The organism is Staphylococcus pseudoxylosus, assembly GCF_003697915.1.
GTDB lineage: Bacteria > Bacillota > Bacilli > Staphylococcales > Staphylococcaceae > Staphylococcus > Staphylococcus pseudoxylosus.
On record NZ_RCVN01000002.1, the window covers coordinates 111,582 to 128,317 of the forward strand.

11 protein-coding genes and 1 pseudogene are annotated in these 16,736 nt (G+C 32.7%); 2 read left to right on the top strand and 10 right to left on the bottom strand.

The features are described from left to right. Positions 1–12: 12 nt before the first annotated feature. The 6 genes and pseudogenes from argJ to D9V42_RS02580 all read right to left on the bottom strand — a co-directional run bounded on the left by argJ (position 13) and on the right by D9V42_RS02580 (position 7,856). Positions 13–1,251 (bottom strand): bifunctional glutamate N-acetyltransferase/amino-acid acetyltransferase ArgJ, encoded by a 1,239-nt coding sequence (gene argJ / locus D9V42_RS02560; RefSeq protein WP_017723873.1) that lies wholly within the window; start codon positions 1,249–1,251, stop codon positions 13–15. Positions 1,252–1,274: 23 nt separating this feature from the next. Then, positions 1,275–2,306 carry an N-acetyl-gamma-glutamyl-phosphate reductase gene (gene argC / locus D9V42_RS02565; RefSeq protein ID WP_122062919.1) on the bottom strand — a complete coding sequence of 344 codons (1,032 nt, stop codon included), beginning with the start codon at positions 2,304–2,306 and terminating at the stop codon, positions 1,275–1,277. Between the two features lie 42 nt (positions 2,307–2,348). Next, positions 2,349–3,539 (bottom strand): ornithine--oxo-acid transaminase, encoded by a 1,191-nt coding sequence (rocD, locus tag D9V42_RS02570; RefSeq protein WP_017723875.1) that lies wholly within the window; start codon positions 3,537–3,539, stop codon positions 2,349–2,351. A gap of 481 nt (positions 3,540–4,020) precedes the next feature. Beyond that, a complete protein-coding gene (locus tag D9V42_RS02575) occupies positions 4,021–5,661 on the bottom strand; it encodes an APC family permease (protein ID WP_122062921.1) in 1,641 nt (546 codons plus the stop codon). A gap of 536 nt (positions 5,662–6,197) precedes the next feature. Further along, a pseudogene (locus D9V42_RS15545) lies at positions 6,198–6,356 on the bottom strand (ABC transporter ATP-binding protein); the annotation flags it as partial. A gap of 102 nt (positions 6,357–6,458) precedes the next feature. Then, a complete protein-coding gene (locus D9V42_RS02580; RefSeq protein WP_107529910.1) occupies positions 6,459–7,856 on the bottom strand; it encodes an MFS transporter in 1,398 nt (465 codons plus the stop codon). Between the two features lie 283 nt (positions 7,857–8,139). Between D9V42_RS02580 and D9V42_RS02585 the strand changes: the two genes are divergently transcribed. Continuing rightward, entirely contained in the window at positions 8,140–9,081 is a 942-nt protein-coding gene (locus D9V42_RS02585) for a nucleoside hydrolase (RefSeq protein WP_122062923.1), read from the top strand. Between the two features lie 57 nt (positions 9,082–9,138). Here the strand turns inward: D9V42_RS02585 and D9V42_RS02590 are convergent, their stop codons facing one another. The 3 genes from D9V42_RS02590 to D9V42_RS02600 form a co-directional block, all read right to left on the bottom strand. After that, positions 9,139–10,278, bottom strand: a complete 1,140-nt coding sequence (locus D9V42_RS02590) for a CapA family protein (RefSeq protein WP_122062925.1) — start codon at positions 10,276–10,278, stop codon at positions 9,139–9,141. Positions 10,279–10,748: 470 nt separating this feature from the next. Then, a complete protein-coding gene (locus D9V42_RS02595) occupies positions 10,749–11,375 on the bottom strand; it encodes a nitroreductase family protein (protein ID WP_107529907.1) in 627 nt (208 codons plus the stop codon). Positions 11,376–11,616: 241 nt separating this feature from the next. Further along, the gene (locus D9V42_RS02600; RefSeq protein ID WP_244204769.1) at positions 11,617–12,087 is read right to left on the bottom strand and encodes a GNAT family N-acetyltransferase; all 471 of its coding nucleotides are present in this window, start codon (positions 12,085–12,087) and stop codon (positions 11,617–11,619) included. Positions 12,088–12,533: 446 nt separating this feature from the next. Here D9V42_RS02600 and D9V42_RS02605 point away from each other — a divergent pair, with 446 nt between their 5' ends. Further along, positions 12,534–14,696, top strand: a complete 2,163-nt coding sequence (locus D9V42_RS02605; RefSeq protein WP_122062927.1) for a bifunctional glycosyltransferase/CDP-glycerol:glycerophosphate glycerophosphotransferase — start codon at positions 12,534–12,536, stop codon at positions 14,694–14,696. Between the two features lie 307 nt (positions 14,697–15,003). On the opposite strand, the gene betA is transcribed toward D9V42_RS02605, so the two are convergent. Next, on the bottom strand, positions 15,004–16,686 hold the full coding sequence (gene betA, locus D9V42_RS02610; protein ID WP_107529905.1) for a choline dehydrogenase: 1,683 nt from the start codon (positions 16,684–16,686) through the stop codon (positions 15,004–15,006). Positions 16,687–16,736: the final 50 nt, after the last annotated feature.

A 16,736-nucleotide genomic window follows, 5' to 3' on the forward strand; every position in this document is an offset into this window, starting at 1 on the left:
CTGACACACTCCTTACGTTCTATACGATGCGTTAATGCGCACATATTCATATGATAAATCACAACCATATGCTGCCGCTTCACCATCACCGTTTCCAACTGAAGCCTCTATTACAATGTTATCTTCTGTTAAACGTTCTTTTAATAACTGCTCATCAAACGCTAAATGAATTCCTTGTTCTAGCACTGGTAACTGACAGAAAGAAACATTTGTCTCATTTGGTTCTACAAATTGTGATGCGTAACCTATTGCATTTACAATTCTACCAAAATTTGAATCTTCACCATGTATAGCAGTTTTAACCAAATTAGAAGATACAATACTTTTAGCAATTTTTTTTGCTTCTTTAACATTAGGTGCACCTGTCACTTTTGCAGTAACTAATTTCGTCGCACCTTCACCATCTTTGGCAATTGATTTCGCAAGGTATTGACTTACAAAATTGAAAGCATACGCAAATTTATGCCATTCTGGATGTAAGGCGTCAATTTTACTATTGTTCGCTTGACCATTAGCCATACATAGCACCATGTCATTTGTGCTTGTATCACCATCAACTGTAATCATATTAAACGACTGATCTGTTGCTTGTTTCAGACAATAGTCCAAAGTATCCGCATCAATATTAGCATCAGTTGTTATAAATCCAAGCATTGTAGCCATATTTGGATGTATCATCCCAGAACCTTTAGCACTACCACCGATAGTTACTGTCTTACCATCAATCTCAACTTGTACTGATAAATGTTTAGTCGCAGTATCTGTTGTTAAAATAGCTTGATTGAAAAATTGGCTATTATTATATTCCTCTTTCAAAACATGCTGTGTGCCATAATGAATTTTATCCATAGGTAGGAACGCACCAACAACGCCTGTCGATGCAATACCAACATTTTGTTGCTCTATATTCAAATGTTCTGCTACCCAAGATTGTGTATCTAGAGCATCTTGCATGCCTTTTTCACCTGTACATGAGTTCGCATTTGCTGAGTTCACCACAATTGCTTGTAATGTTTTATTAGCATTAATACTATCTTCAGTTATTTTTAAAGGCGCAGCCTTAAAACGATTCAGTGTATATACACCTGTAGCTGTCGCTTCTGTAGTCGAATAAATCCAACCGAAATCTTTTTTCTTTCTTCTTAATCCTGCATGAAACCCGCCTGCAATATAACCTAATGGTGAACTAACATCACCTTGTAAATCTATATTTAATTGGTTTAACGTATCAATCGTTTCAATATCTATCATCTTCTCTCCCCTTTCAAATTTGTTTATGGATATACTGGTTTTTGAGTTAACCCTGTATTTTCGTCCCATCCATACATTAAGTTCAAGTTTTGTATCGCTTGGCCGCTTGCTCCTTTAACTAAGTTATCAATTACCGATACAATAATTGCACTTTGACTTTCTTCATCGACATAAATCCCAATATCACAAAAATTACTACCATAGACTTCTTTCGTTTTCGGATAAATGCCAATATCTCTAATACGAACAAATGATTTATCATCATAATAATCTGTGAAAGTTGCATGTAAATCTTCGTTAGTCATCTGTTGATTAAGTTTTACATAAATTGTTGATAATATACCTCTTGTCATCGGTACAAGATGTGGGGTAAATACTACTTTTATATTTTCATTTGCTAGCTTTGAAATATACTGTTCTATTTCAGGTTTATGTTTATGCTTACCTATCGCATAAGCGCTAAAGTTTTCATTCATCTCTGAATAATGAACATGCTGGGCTAATGATCGACCCGCACCTGAAACGCCTGTTTTGGCATCAATAATAATAGAATCATTGTTAATGATTTGTTGATCAACGAGCGGATGTAAAGCTAACAATGTAGCAGTTGGAAAACAACCGGGGTTGGCAACTAATTGCGTATTATTCGGTTCAATATTTGACCACTCAGCGATACTATAATTAGCTTTTTCTAACTGCTCTTGTGGTGCTGCTGTTTCACCATAGAATTGTTTATATACCTCCCTATCATCCAATCTAAAATCACCGGACAAATCAATAACCCTAATGTTTCTTTCAATTAATGACGGTGCTAAATCTTTGCTTATATTAGAAGGCGTTGCAAAAAATACAACATCACAGTCAATATGCTCACTATTTAGTGCTTCATATTGATGGGTTAAGTGACACAAGTGAGGAAAAGTTTCTTTGATTGGTTCATCAATTTTTGAATGTGAGAATATATATTTAACATTTACATATGGATGATGAATTAATAACCTAATTAATTCAATAGCTCCATAACCACTACCTCCAACAATGCCAACATCTATCATGACGTTCAGTCCTTTCTGAATATTCGGTCTTTTAAAACGCTATTATTTGTCTTTTTCTAATACTTCTGTAATCACGCTGATTACTTTATCTATCTCTTGCTCATTAATAACTAATGGTGGCGCAATACGAATAATGTTGCCTTGTGTCTCTTTACATAACACACCTTTGTTAATCATCTCTAAGCAATATGGTTGCGCTGCTTCTGTTAATTCTAATCCGATAAATAATCCCCTGCCTCTCACGTCAGAGATAATATTACTGTCTATAAGCTGTAATTCATTTAATAACTTCTGTCCAAGGTCTGCAGAATTCTCTATTAGCTGTTCTTCAATTAGTACATCTAATGCAGCCATTGAAACAGCACAAGCAAGCGGATTACCTCCAAATGTAGATCCATGTGTTCCTGGCGTTAATACGTCCATCACGTCGTGATTAGCTAATACTGCTGATATTGGATAAAGGCCTCCGCCAAGTGACTTACCGAGTAAATAAATATCAGGTTCTACACCTTCCCATTCCATAGCAAACATTTTACCTGTACGTCCAAGACCTACCTGTATTTCATCTGCAATAAATAACACATTATGTTCATCGCATAACTTGCGCGCTTCTTTTATAAAATCATCGGGTGGAATATTAACGCCGCCCTCACCTTGAATAGGTTCTAATATAATAGCTGTTGTATTCTTATTAATTAAATCTTTTAAATGACTTAAATCACCAAAGTCAGTATAGTGAACGTTATCTAACAATGGTCCAAAGCCTTGTTTATAACTTTCTTGAGAAGATAAAGATAAGGCACCTAGCGTACGGCCATGAAAATTGCCATTCATCGCTATGATTTCACCCTCACCATCGGCAATGCCTTTAATGTCTGTGCCCCATTTTCGAGCGATTTTAATCGCTGTTTCAATAGCTTCAGTACCTGTGTTCATTGGAAGTACTTTTTCTTTATTAGCAAGTGAGCATATCTTTTCTTCCCACTTTCCTAGGTTATCACTATATAAAGCACGAGAAACCATTGTTATTTTTTCACTTTGTTCTTGAAATGCTTTTATAATTTTGGGATGACAATGTCCTTGATTGACGACTGAGAAACCCGAAACACAATCTATATAATTTTTGTCTTCTACATCCCAAACTTGAGCGCCACGGCCTTTAGCCAATGCTAATTTCAGCGGGCTATAATTGTTCGAACTATACTGATCTGTTAGTGCAAATAAATCGTTCATCAAAAATCCTCATTCCTTTTATATTTATTCTTGAAACTGAATTAATATTCATATATAATACGCTTGTTTTTGCTATTAGTCAAAGGTTTTTTTGAATTTTTACACTAAAAAATCATTTAAAACCTTGATTTATAGCAATTAAAACGTAAATTATCTAAATTTTCAAACTAATTAGCGTGAAGTTATATATTCTTTTATATGCATTTATTCTGCATAATATATAGTATACTGTTAAATTGTACTCCAATAAAATAGGATTAGTTCATTATGTAAAACAATCTAGACAACCGTAAAACATAAAAATAAATAAAAAGGGGCGAGCACACGAAATTACAAAATAATTTAATTCCATATGCTTGCCCCACAAAGTTGACTTGTTTCTCTATAGTTTGAGACACATTTAAAGTTAGATATTAGTTCATTATTATGTGCTATTAACGCATCGTTAAAACACTCTTCTTGTATATTTCTCTATTAAAAATCAGTCTACTTCTTGCCCTGCCTCATGTTTCTCTTTTAAATCTTCACGCATATCTTTATTTATTTTCTTAGCGCGTTTAAAGTAAACACTTTCAAAATAACTAGTCGTAGCAATTTTATAAAACATTAGTGCAATAATGATAATTACTACAAAATCATATGGATAGTGAATCCAGTTCATACCTTTAAATTCTTTACTTCCTATAAATGATAAGAAAGCAAGTACTATAAGATATAAAATAATCCATAAACTACCACCGATTTGTTTCTTAGTATTTTTCCAATTCATTTTATATTCATAAAAGAAGTAAATTGGTAAGCCTAAAATAATAATAAAGATCACTTGCGCAGTTGTTGGCCACATAGCCCAATAAATAGCTAATGATGCCATAACAAAAGAGAATGGTGCCATAAATTTCAGCAAGTTTGCACGAAACGGTCTATGCATGTTCGGAGCCATTTTTCGTAATGAAATAACTGTAGTCGGTCCAGTTAAATAGGCAACTAGTGTTGCTGTTGATATAACACTTGCTAATGTCGCCCAATCACGGAACAATGACACCATTAACATACTAATAATGGCATTAAAAATAATAGCCACACGTGGAATGTTATATTTTTCATTCATCTTACCTAAAAATTTAGGGATGTGACCATTTTTTTCCATTGCACGTAGAACACGACCAGTTACTGCAACAAATGATACACCTGTGCCAAATGGTGAAACAACAGCTTCCATATATAATAAAATAGCTAACCAATTCAAACCTAGAAGAATGGCCATATCAGCAAATGGAGAATTAAAGTTAATACCACTCCAACCATTTTCATGAAGCATGTCACTAGGCATTGATGTAATAAATGTACTTTGAAGCACTATGTATAACACTGCACTTAATGTTAGTGAAATAGCTATGCCTCGCGCGATATTTTTTTCGGGCTTTTGTATTTCTGAGCCCATATTAATAATCGTTTGGAATGCATTAAAAGAAAAGATAATACCTGAAGCCGTTGTCGCTGCAAATATAGGTGCTGAACCATAAGGCATAAATTGGCCAACTGTATGTCCATAATTACCTGTATCAAAACCAGAAATCATTAACATAATAATCGTCAATAACGGTACACCTAATTTAAATACTGAAATTAAACTTGTAAATGAAGTTAACAGTTTAACTGACCAATAGTTCAATAACGAAAATATAATAATAATTACAAACACTGCCATTAATCCAGCGTTACTTATAGAACCATCTTTCATTAAAACTGTTGTAAATTTTGCCCATGACCACGGCCATGAACTCATATATTGTACTGCTGACACTGCTTCTATTGGGATAATAGTTACTAATGACACCCAGTTAGCCCAAGAGGCAATAAACCCTAACAACGAACCGTGCGTATATTGCGCATAGTTACTCATTCCACCTGATTGTGGAAACATCGTACCTATCTCTATGTAGTTATAAGCAATTGATCCAATGACTACAAAACCTATAATCCATGAGATAATTGCAGCTGGACCCGCTATAGATGAGGCTTCCCAGGCACCGAACAACCAACCGGAACCAATGAGTGAACCTAAACCTAGCAATACCAACTGCGGTAAATTAATCTTATTACTTTCATCCTTTTGTTCCATAATTACTCCTAATTTAAACGTCTTTTATATTCATAACAAGGAAATGTAAAATTTATACACGCTCTTGTATATTTCGTTATTATACTCTGATTAAAATTCAAGTCAAATCAACATTCTAATTGCCAAACTATGTATATTTTAGTATTTTTATACAAAATATAGATGATTAATGTATGATAGTTTTGCACAATTAATACGCTTTGACCTCACGATACAAACAACGTGAAGGCCAATTTTTTAATGTTACTCATTTATTCATTTAAAGTATAAATACAAATAAATTCTAAAAAGTAGTAAATGTTGCTCGAGGCCTATAACACCAGTGTTTAAAGCATTTTATAGTACGTTGAAAAACAAATTTAATATCACATTTACTTTTAATGTGTATAAATACAAAATAAAACAGTGTTTACAATTTATTCTCGAAATACCTTGTAAATACTGTTTTTTTATAATGTCACACAAATATAAAAATCAAATAAATAACTATACAATTACATACAATTCTCATAAACTACGATGATCCAATAGTACAGTTAATTATCATACGTCTCATATTGCCAACCTTTTTCTTGAAGAATATTTTTATAGAACGGATTATCACCAATTACTTTTATTTGATCAGCCAATGCTTCTACTTCGTCTAAATGATGTATAGTTAAAATAATCAAACACGTTCTCTTCATTTTATTTAATATATGAATAAGCATATATTGTACTTAAACATCACAATCGTTTATAAAACACAAAAAGTAGTTACCTTTTATATAAAAGGCAACTACTTTTTGACTATATTACTATTTATGAATTTCTTCTGATTCCCACCATAATGCGTCTTTTGGATTTTTCACAACATCTTCATAATCTTCTTGAGTTTCGACGTTAGGGTATGAACCTCTAAGCGATTTATTAGATGTAGATTTAAACATCGTTATGAAAATAATAAGCCCAATCACATTAATAAACATTAGATAATAAGACGGCGCAATTTGTTGTCCTGTAGTTTCTACTAAAGTAGACAAGATAAATGGCGTTAAGCCACCAAAAACTGCGGCACCAATATTATATACAAGTGATAGCGTACGTAACCTTACTTTTGTATGAAACATACTTGGTAAAACTGAAGGCATTACACCTTCAAATGTAGACATGAATAATGCAATAATAAACAAGCCTAATAACACGAACGGAATCATTGGTATACTCATTAACCAAAAAGCAAGTATGGAAAATAAACTAAATCCTGCTAATCCAAATATTATTGTACGTTTATTACCAACCTTATCACTATACCAACCAAAGAAGAACACTGCAGGTATCATCATTAACATTGTTACAGTACTTAAAATAGAACCCATCGTTCCACCTAAGTTAATGGTTGAGTTTAGGAAAGAAGGCATATATGAAAGGACCATATAGTTTGCGACATTTAAAAATGCAACACCAGTGAAGCAAACGACAACATCTCTCCAATAATATTTAAATATATCTAAATAAGAATATTCTAATTCCTCTTTTTCTTCTAATGTAGATTCGTAGGCAGGACTTTCGTCTAAGCTTGAACGTAAAATAATTCCCACAATACCTAATGGTGCAGCAAGAATAAATGGAATTCTCCAACCCCAATCTGCCATTTGTTGATCACTTAGTAATGAATACATCAAGCCTGCTAAAATCGCCGCCATTATATTACCAGCAAGTGTACCAATTTCTAAACCGCTTCCCAATTTACCACGAGTCTTATCAGGTGCTGTTTCAGCAATATAAGTCATTGCGCCTGCATATTCTCCTCCTGTCGAGAATGATTGAATCATACGAACTACTAGTAATAGAATCGGTGCCCATATACCAATTTGTTCTTGTGTTGGTAATAAGCCTAGCATCAGTGTGGATGCTGCCATAAGTAGTATTGTTGTCGACAGTACAATTTTCCGTCCATATTTATCCCCTAAATGACTGAAGAATATACCACCGATAGGCCTAACAATAAATGCAAAAGCAAATACAGCAAACGTAGATACTATTTGCATTTCTTGTGGTAAATTACCAAAGAAATTTGCGCTTAGAATTACTGCTAATTGTGCATATAAACCAAAGTCAAACCATTCAATGGCATTACCAATACTAGTAGCGACCACACCTTTTTTAGCTTGATCCGAATCTACTCTGTTAACTTTTTCCTTTTTAAACTTCACAAATAAAAACACCCCTTAATTTATTTCTATCTAATATAACATAACCTCTATATTTTTTTGTAAACACTTCAAATTCGTATAACAGTATATTTAAATTCCTAAAAAATTATCCCCAATTAATATGCACAACTCATTTTATAACAATTAGATTCAACTTAAATGAACATTTGTAGTTACCAGACAACTTAAATTAATGCTAAGCAACCACTTTTAAGCTTATAACGAATATTGTTAAATTTTGTTATAATAAAATCATCAACAACTTATGGAGGCGTATTCAATAATGAAACAAATTTACTTTAACCATGATGGTGGCGTAGACGACTTAATTTCCTTATTTCTTCTATTACATATGGATGATATCAACCTTGTTGGTGTTAGTGCTATTGGCGCAGATAGTTATATCGAGCCTGCAGTAAGTGCCTCTCAAAAAATTGTCAATCGTTTCTCTAAACAACCAATTCACATAGCTGCCTCAAAAGAACGCGGTAAAAATCCATTCCCAAAAGATTGGCGTATTCACGCTTTCTTTATGGATGCGTTACCTATCTTAAACGAGCCTATAAACAGACATTCTAATATTCTAGAACATGAAGCTTATCGAGATATAATCGATAAAATTCATGGTAGTACTGAAAAAGTTACTTTACTTTTTACTGGACCACTTACTGATTTAGCTAAAGCAATCACTGTAGATGCTACGATTGTTCAAAATATTGAACGCTTAGTATGGATGGGCGGCACATTTTTAGAGAAAGGTAATGTTGAAGAACCTGAACATGATGGCACTGCAGAATGGAATGCATTTTGGGATCCAGAAGCTGTAAAAAAAGTTTTTGATACAAATATTAAAATAGATATGGTTGCTTTAGAAAGCACCAACCAAGTACCTATGACATGGGATGTTAGACAAGCGTGGGCAAATGAACGCCATTATCCAGGTGTAGATTTTTTAGGTGTAAGCTATGCAGCTGTGCCACCATTGACTCATTTCCAAACGAATTCAACTTATTTCCTTTGGGATGTCTTAACTACAGCTTATATTGGTATGCCTGAACTGATTCGTAAGCATGATTTAAATGTATCAGTGTACATAGAGGGCCCTAGCCAAGGTAAAACTTATGTCGATGATCAAAATGGTAGACCAATTTCAGTAATCGACTATGTTGACCATGATAAATTCTTCAAATATATTACTGATTTAGCTAAAAAAGTTACAAAGTAATAAACAAAAACCCCTGAACTTTACTTCAAGATTCAGGGGTTTATATGCTATATAATTTTAATAACTGCTGTCATCTAAATATTGATTATCTATGACCTTTTTAGTAATAGATTCCAATTTATCTTTAGTCATTTCATTTTCTGCAGTTGCATTCAAAGCGTGTTGCTTAGCTTTATTATTACTGTAATCAGTCAGTGGATACATTTTAAAATTTTGTCTTGTATTACTATCAAGCGGATTCGCAATGTCATAATGTGTTACTAATGACTTCCATTTTACATCTTTGATTGTTATACCTTTAGGTTGTTTTTCAATATTAAACTGAAGGTTGCCTCCTAGCGCATTACTTTCATTACCAGTAGATTGGCCATTCAAGAAATTTCCCAGGGAATAAGCAACCAATGTTTGATGATTATTATCGCCCTTCACCCATTGGATTGGCTGAATCACGTGAGGATGTGTGCCTATTACTACATCGACGCCTGCATCAGCAAATACCTTAGCGTATTTTTTCTGTTTTGCATTAGGCTCGTGTTTGCCTTCATTGCCCCAATGAGCCGATACCATAACCATATCACTTTGTTCTTTAGCTTTTGCTACATCTTTTTTGATTTGTTCCTCATTAAAGTAGTTAATTTGATATTTATTTTCCGGTTTAATATCATTCGTGCCGTATGTATAACTTAGCATTGCAATTTTAATCCCTTTTTTATTAAATGTTGGAATGGTATCTCTGTCTCTTTGTGATTTAAATGTTCCTGTATAAAAAACATTTTTAAAATGTTCCCATACATTAATTTCATTTAATAATCCATCAGTACCTTGATCCAAAGCATGATTGTTGGCACCATTCACTACATTAAAGCCAGTATTAACAACATCCTTAGCAATGTCGTTAGGTGTGTTGAACTGTTTAAACCCAGAAAGCCCCTTTTCATCTCCACCAATCGGTGACTCCTGATTTATATAGGCAATGTCTGCTGCCTGTATTTCTTTCTTTAGTGATTCATACATAGGTTCAAAATTAAAAGAACCATTACTTTGTAATGCGTCACGATATACAACTGGGTGTATTAAATTATCACCTACTGCATAAAAGGATGCTTCATGAGTTAAATTCTTTTGATCTGATAAACAAAATATACACAGCGTTAAAAAAAGTGAAAACAAAAAAGTTAAAAGTATACGATACCTCATCAAAGACGTCCTCTCACCAAGAATTAACTTATATATCTACTTTCATTAATTTCAGTATAGTTTTTATCGTTCTACTATTCAATTATATTAGGGCTACTACTTTAATTTTATCAAAGTTAAAAAATATTAATGTACAGAAATCTAATTTATTGTGAAAATCCCATCATCTTCTACTACTTACAAAGTCAATTAGCATTGCTAAGGATAAATGGTTTAATTGAACTCTCCCTCATGTATAAGGCTTATACAATAATTAAGGCTGAGACAAGTAATTTGCCCCAGCCTTAATCTATAGAATATTACAGACCTGACAAATAGCTAAAAGTCTTGAAACAAGTTCCTTTAAATATTAGTCAACTCACCAAGTTGTAAATATACTTAGATATCTATTATTCTATTTTTGATAATCCTATATTCAGATATAACTAAATTATATGATTTAGCTAATCATCTTGTAGTCAAATAAATGACTAAACATATTTTGTAACAGTTTCAGTAGGCAATCTATATGAATCATGTGCTGGATTTTTTGCTTTTCCAACAGCAACGATTAATACAGGTACGTAACGTTCTGAGTCAATATCAAATGCATCAGCTATTTGATCACTTTCAAATCCACCAATTGGATTTGTATCATAGCCATGTGCTTTAGCAACTAACATAAATTGCATTGCAGCTAAACTACTATCAATTTTAACAATATCATTCATTTGCTCTTTAGGTGCACTATCATAAAGCGCTACAACTTTATCTAACATTTCATTTTTAACTTCTTCCGGCATAAAACCATGTTTTACAGCATTGCCATAAATTTCTTCACCGTTAGTTTGGCTTTGCATATCACCAAAAATAACTACCATTGCTGATGATGTGTCATTTTGACGCGTGTTAAAACGAATTAACGGACGTAATTTATCTTTACCTTCATCACTTTCCACCACTAAAAAACGCCAAGGTTGCATGTTAACAGATGATGGGGCTTTCGTTGCTTTTTGGATCATTTCGTCCATTTCTTCTCTAGGGATTTTAAATTGGTCGTCAAACACTTTCACTGATTTTCTATTGTTTAAAATATCTTCAAAATTATTATTTATCATTCCTTTTCTACTCCTTAATTATTTTTAACAAAATCAAATTATACTCAATTTGACCACTTTTACAAATCATTTGTTTATAAATATTTTTCATAACATAACAAAACATGCTAAAACCTTATTCCGATCAATGTTTGCACACATAAATTTTTTCAAAAAGAGATGACATGCTTATAAATAATTAGTTATTATTTGAACTCAATTTAAAATGATTTTATTTACATCCACATAAAGTTTTGGGAAATCATATTTCAATATCCATAGACATTGAAATAGTTCTTTCATGAAAGCCTATTTTTTCATATAAATATTTCGCTTCATTTCCTGCAAATACGTTGAGCCTTACCTCACTCACATTATGTTTTTTATAGTAATCATTAACAAAGTGAATTAATTCTTTAGCTATACCTTGATTTCTATAAGCTTTTAATACATATAATTCATAAATAAAACCATATTCTATCTGTTCAATAGCGTCTGTTTTCTTATCTACAAGTACAAACCCTCGTATCATCTCATCTTCAGAATAAACAAAATACGATGCGCCTTCTGCTTGCAATTGCTTAGACATCGCGCGCATACAATCTTCACTCAAGTTAAAATCCACAGTTACAGATGATTTAAACACATCTGGTATCATTTGATTTATTTCTTCTAGCTCTTTAGTATTCGCTTTTCTAATAGACATCATCAATCCCACTCCTTCATTTTCCATTGTGCAAATGCACACAATCTATCTTTAATTAATATCTCGTTTCCCTAAAACAGCTATTTTTTGCATCAGGGTTGAAAATTTAACTAAATGTAAGCGTTTAATATGATTTAAATTTTAATTACACACTATATTAATTGTAAATTTATAGTAAAATATATTAGTAGCACTTTTACAAAAAATAAATAGGCAAAAAAGAACTAAAGTAATTTATGATTATTTTGCATAAGTATCTAAACTTGTTTATTTTTGATTACAGTTTTAAACCATGCTTTAACATGTGCTTTAAATTAATAATTCAATGCTACCTATACGATGATGTCAGAGCGTAATTTTACAAAATCAGTCTTTCTACCTATGTATTAATATTTGATATTTGAGATTGATATTTGTTAATATTTTACCTTGTATAAAAATATAGAGAAAATTTTAAAAAAAGAGGGAACATAATGAAGTCCATTTCAGTCATAGTGACTTATTACAACTCAGAAGATTATATCGAAAGATGTTTGAGTAGTCTTAAAAAGCAAAGATTCCAAGATTTTGAACTCATTTTAGTTAATGATGGTTCAACTGATAATTCTAAAGAAATTGCGACAGCAACTACTAAAGAATGGGATATCCCCATTAAAGTAATAGATTTACCACATAATACTGGCCATGCACACGCTAGAAACATTGGTCTTAAAGAAGTTGAATCACCTTACTTCATTTTTATTGATTCGGATGATTACCTAGCTTCTTATGCTTTATCATTTTATATGAAGAAATTGAATAGTTTTGATGCTTTAATTGCGCCGATTCATTCTTTTACTTTAGATATTCCTCAGTACGTTGATCAAAATTTAGTGCGTACAGAATATTTAAATACAAAAACAAAATCAAACCAATTTTTACGTAAGCAAACGGTTTGTAACATTATTTTCAAAACGGCGATTGCACGTGGGCATAATCTACAATTTAACGAAGATTTAAATATCTTTGTTGATTGGTCATTTATATTAGAATTCATTAAATATGCTAACGACTTCGTGCGTATCAGCCGATTCCCTTTCTATATTAAAGGGGAAATCTATGATCCATTTTTAAAACCAGCATTATCACAACAAGACTTTGGCATTATATTTAATGATTACGTCTATAGTTTCTCAGATTCTGTTAAACGCGCACCACTAAAAGAAAACAAGATATTCATTAAAAATAAAATGAAAAACTTGTTCAAACGTTCTTTTGAACCATCACTGAGAAAACTACCTGAACGTTACGAAAACAATAGTGAATTACTACCAAAAGTAACGCGCGAATTATTACCTACCATATTTAAAAATGAAAAACCATTATTTATGATCGAATCATTAATGCTTATGTTCAACAAACGCAATTTTGCTTTTAAAGTGAACCAATTTAGAAAGCAAGCACGTTTAGTTAAAAATATTGTTTTACGTAGAAAAAATAAACACCGCGCACTGTATCAGTTAACAGACAGTGAAGATAAAGTGAAGTCAAATAGAATCGTATTTGAAAGCTTTGGTGGTAAAAATTATAGTGATAGTCCTAAATATATTTACGAATATATGATGAAACATCACCCAAATTATGAATTTATATGGGTCTTCAAAAACCCTTCGAAAGTTCAATTACCTGGATCGGCTAAAAAAGTTAAAAAAGGGTCTAAAGCATATTATGAGGCTTATTCAACAGCTAAATATTGGGTAACTAACGCAAGACTACCTTTATATCTAAATAAAAAGCCTAACCAAGTTTATATTCAAAATTGGCATGGTACACCTTTGAAACGTCTGGCAAATGATATGAAAGTAATTCGTATGCCTGGAACAACAACTGATAATTACAAACGTAATTTCAGAGAAGAAACGAGCCGTTGGGATTATCTTGTTTCACCTAATGCTTATTCATCTAAAATATTCGAAACTGCTTTTTGGATGAATCCAGAACAAATTCTTGAAATTGGATACCCAAGAAATGATGTGTTGGTGAATCACGCAAACGACAAAGCATATATTCAACAAATTAAAGAAAATCTAAACTTACCTGCAGATAAGAAAGTTATTATGTATGCGCCAACGTGGAGAGACGATGAATTCGTCAAAAAAGGTAAATATCTATTCAACTTACAAATTGACTTAGATAATTTACAAGCGCAATTAGGCGATGACTATGTCGTATTACTAAGAATGCATTATCTTATTTCTAATGCATTGGATTTACGTGGTTATGAAGACTTTGCAATTGATGTGTCAAACTATAGTGATATCTCTGAATTGTATTTAATTTCAGATTGTCTTATTACAGATTATTCATCTGTAATGTTTGATTATGGCGTACTTAAGAGACCACAGTTCTTCTTTGCTTATGATTTAGATAAATATGGACAAGACTTACGTGGTTTCTATCTTGATTATCACAAAGATTTACCTGGTCCTATCCACCAAGATGCTTACCAGTTAACAGAAGAGCTAAAAAACTTAGATCAAATAGCTATAGATTATAAAGATAAAATTGATAAATTCTATAATGACTTCTGTTCATTAGAAAAAGGTAAAGGTTCTAAAGCAATTGCAGATTTAATTACAGGTAAAAAGCATGAGTAATTTATTTTACCTTATTGCGTGATAACAATCTAAATTTTAATTACAGTCATTTCATTTAGACTTAATGACTAAAAATCTAATAATAAATTAAAGAGAGCTATACTAATGCTTTTGCATAAGTTACCTCTGAATAAAGAAAGAGCCTGGAAATGTCCGGGCTCTTTTTGTATTTCAATTTTTTATTTAACGATAAACCCTAAACACATAAAATTAGGTATTCATTTACTGCTAACATAATGATTAAGACTGAGACAATTAAAATTGTCTCAGTCTTAAGATTATCTATATTAAACTAAATATCTAGTATTTATTTAACTGTACCAGCGTCTTTATCATGTACACCATGACGATAGAAATCAATATATTCTGGTTCTAATGGTTTTTTACCACGAATGATATCAGAAGCTTTTTCTGCCATCATTAGTACTGGAGAATGGATATTACCATTTGTCGTGCGTGGCATTACCGAAGCATCCACCACTCGTAAATTCTCCATACCATGAACTTTGAATGTTTCTGGATCTACCACAGACATTTCATCTGAAGCCGGACCCATTCTACAACTACATGATGGGTGTAGCGCAGTTTCACCATCACGTTTTACCCACTCTATAATCTCTTCATCCGTTTGTACTTCAGGTCCTGGTGAAATTTCTCCACCATTAAATGGATCTAATGCTTTTTGTTTCAAGATATTTCTAGCTACTTTAATTGCTTCAACCCACTCGCGCTTATCTTCTTCAGTAGATAAGTAGTTGAATACAAATTCAGGTTTTTCAAACGGGTCTTTTGATTTAATTTTCAAGTGACCACGAGAGTTTGAATACATAGGTCCAACATGCACTTGGTACCCATGAGCAGCTGGCGCTTTCGTACCATCGTATCTTACTGCTATTGGCAAGAAGTGGAACATTAAGTTTGGATAATCTACATCTTCATTAGAACGAACGAATCCGCCACCTTCAAAGTGATTTGATGCTGCAGCACCTTTACGTCCTAATATCCATTGTAAACCAATAAATGGCATCTTCAATTTATTTAAACTTGGTTGCATTGATACTGGTTGTTTACATGCATGTTGCACATAAACTTCTAAATGATCTTCAAAGTTTTCACCAACACCTGGTAAGTGAATACGAGGTTCAATGCCTAATGAACGTAAGTGTTCAGAATCACCTATTCCTGATAATTGTAATAATTGCGGTGAGTTAATTGCACCACCAGATAAGATAACTTCTTTGGCATTTACTGTATGCTCTTTACCATTTTTCTTAAATGTAACGCCTGTCACTTTATTACCTTCAAAGTTTAATTTAGTAACAAAGGCACGTGTTTGTACTTCTAAGTTTTTACGTTTCATCGCTGGATGTAAATACGCTCTAGAAGCCGATACACGACGTCCATTATGCACTTGGCTGTCAAATGGTCCAAATCCTTCTTGACGGAAACCATTTACATCGGGTGTTTTATTATAACCTGCCTCTACGCCTGCATCGAAAAATGCCTGGAATAATGGGTTATCAGCAGGACCACGTCTTAACTTGATTGGACCATGATGTCCACGGTAAGGATCATCTTTAGTAGAACCAAATGTTGTTTCTAGTCGTTTGAAATACGGTAAACAATGTGCAAAATCCCATGAATCCATACCTTCAGGTTTAGCCCATTTTTCATAATCCATCGGGTTACCTCTTTGGTAAATCATACCGTTAATTGAACTTGAACCACCTAAAACTTTACCACGTGCATGACCAACTTTACGGCCACCCATATGCGGTTCTGGTGTCGTTTCATAAATCCAATCATATAATTTATTTCCAGCCGGATACATTAAAGCTGCTGGCATTTGTATTAATAAGTCCCATGGGTAATCACTACGTCCCGCTTCCAAAACAAGTACATTATTTGATACGTCCTCACTTAAACGGCCACCTAGTACTGAACCAGCGCTACCGCCACCTATGATGATATAATCATATGATTCTTTCATTGTTATACTGCCTCCTGAATTTATTAAATGTTATTTAGCCTTCTTTATAT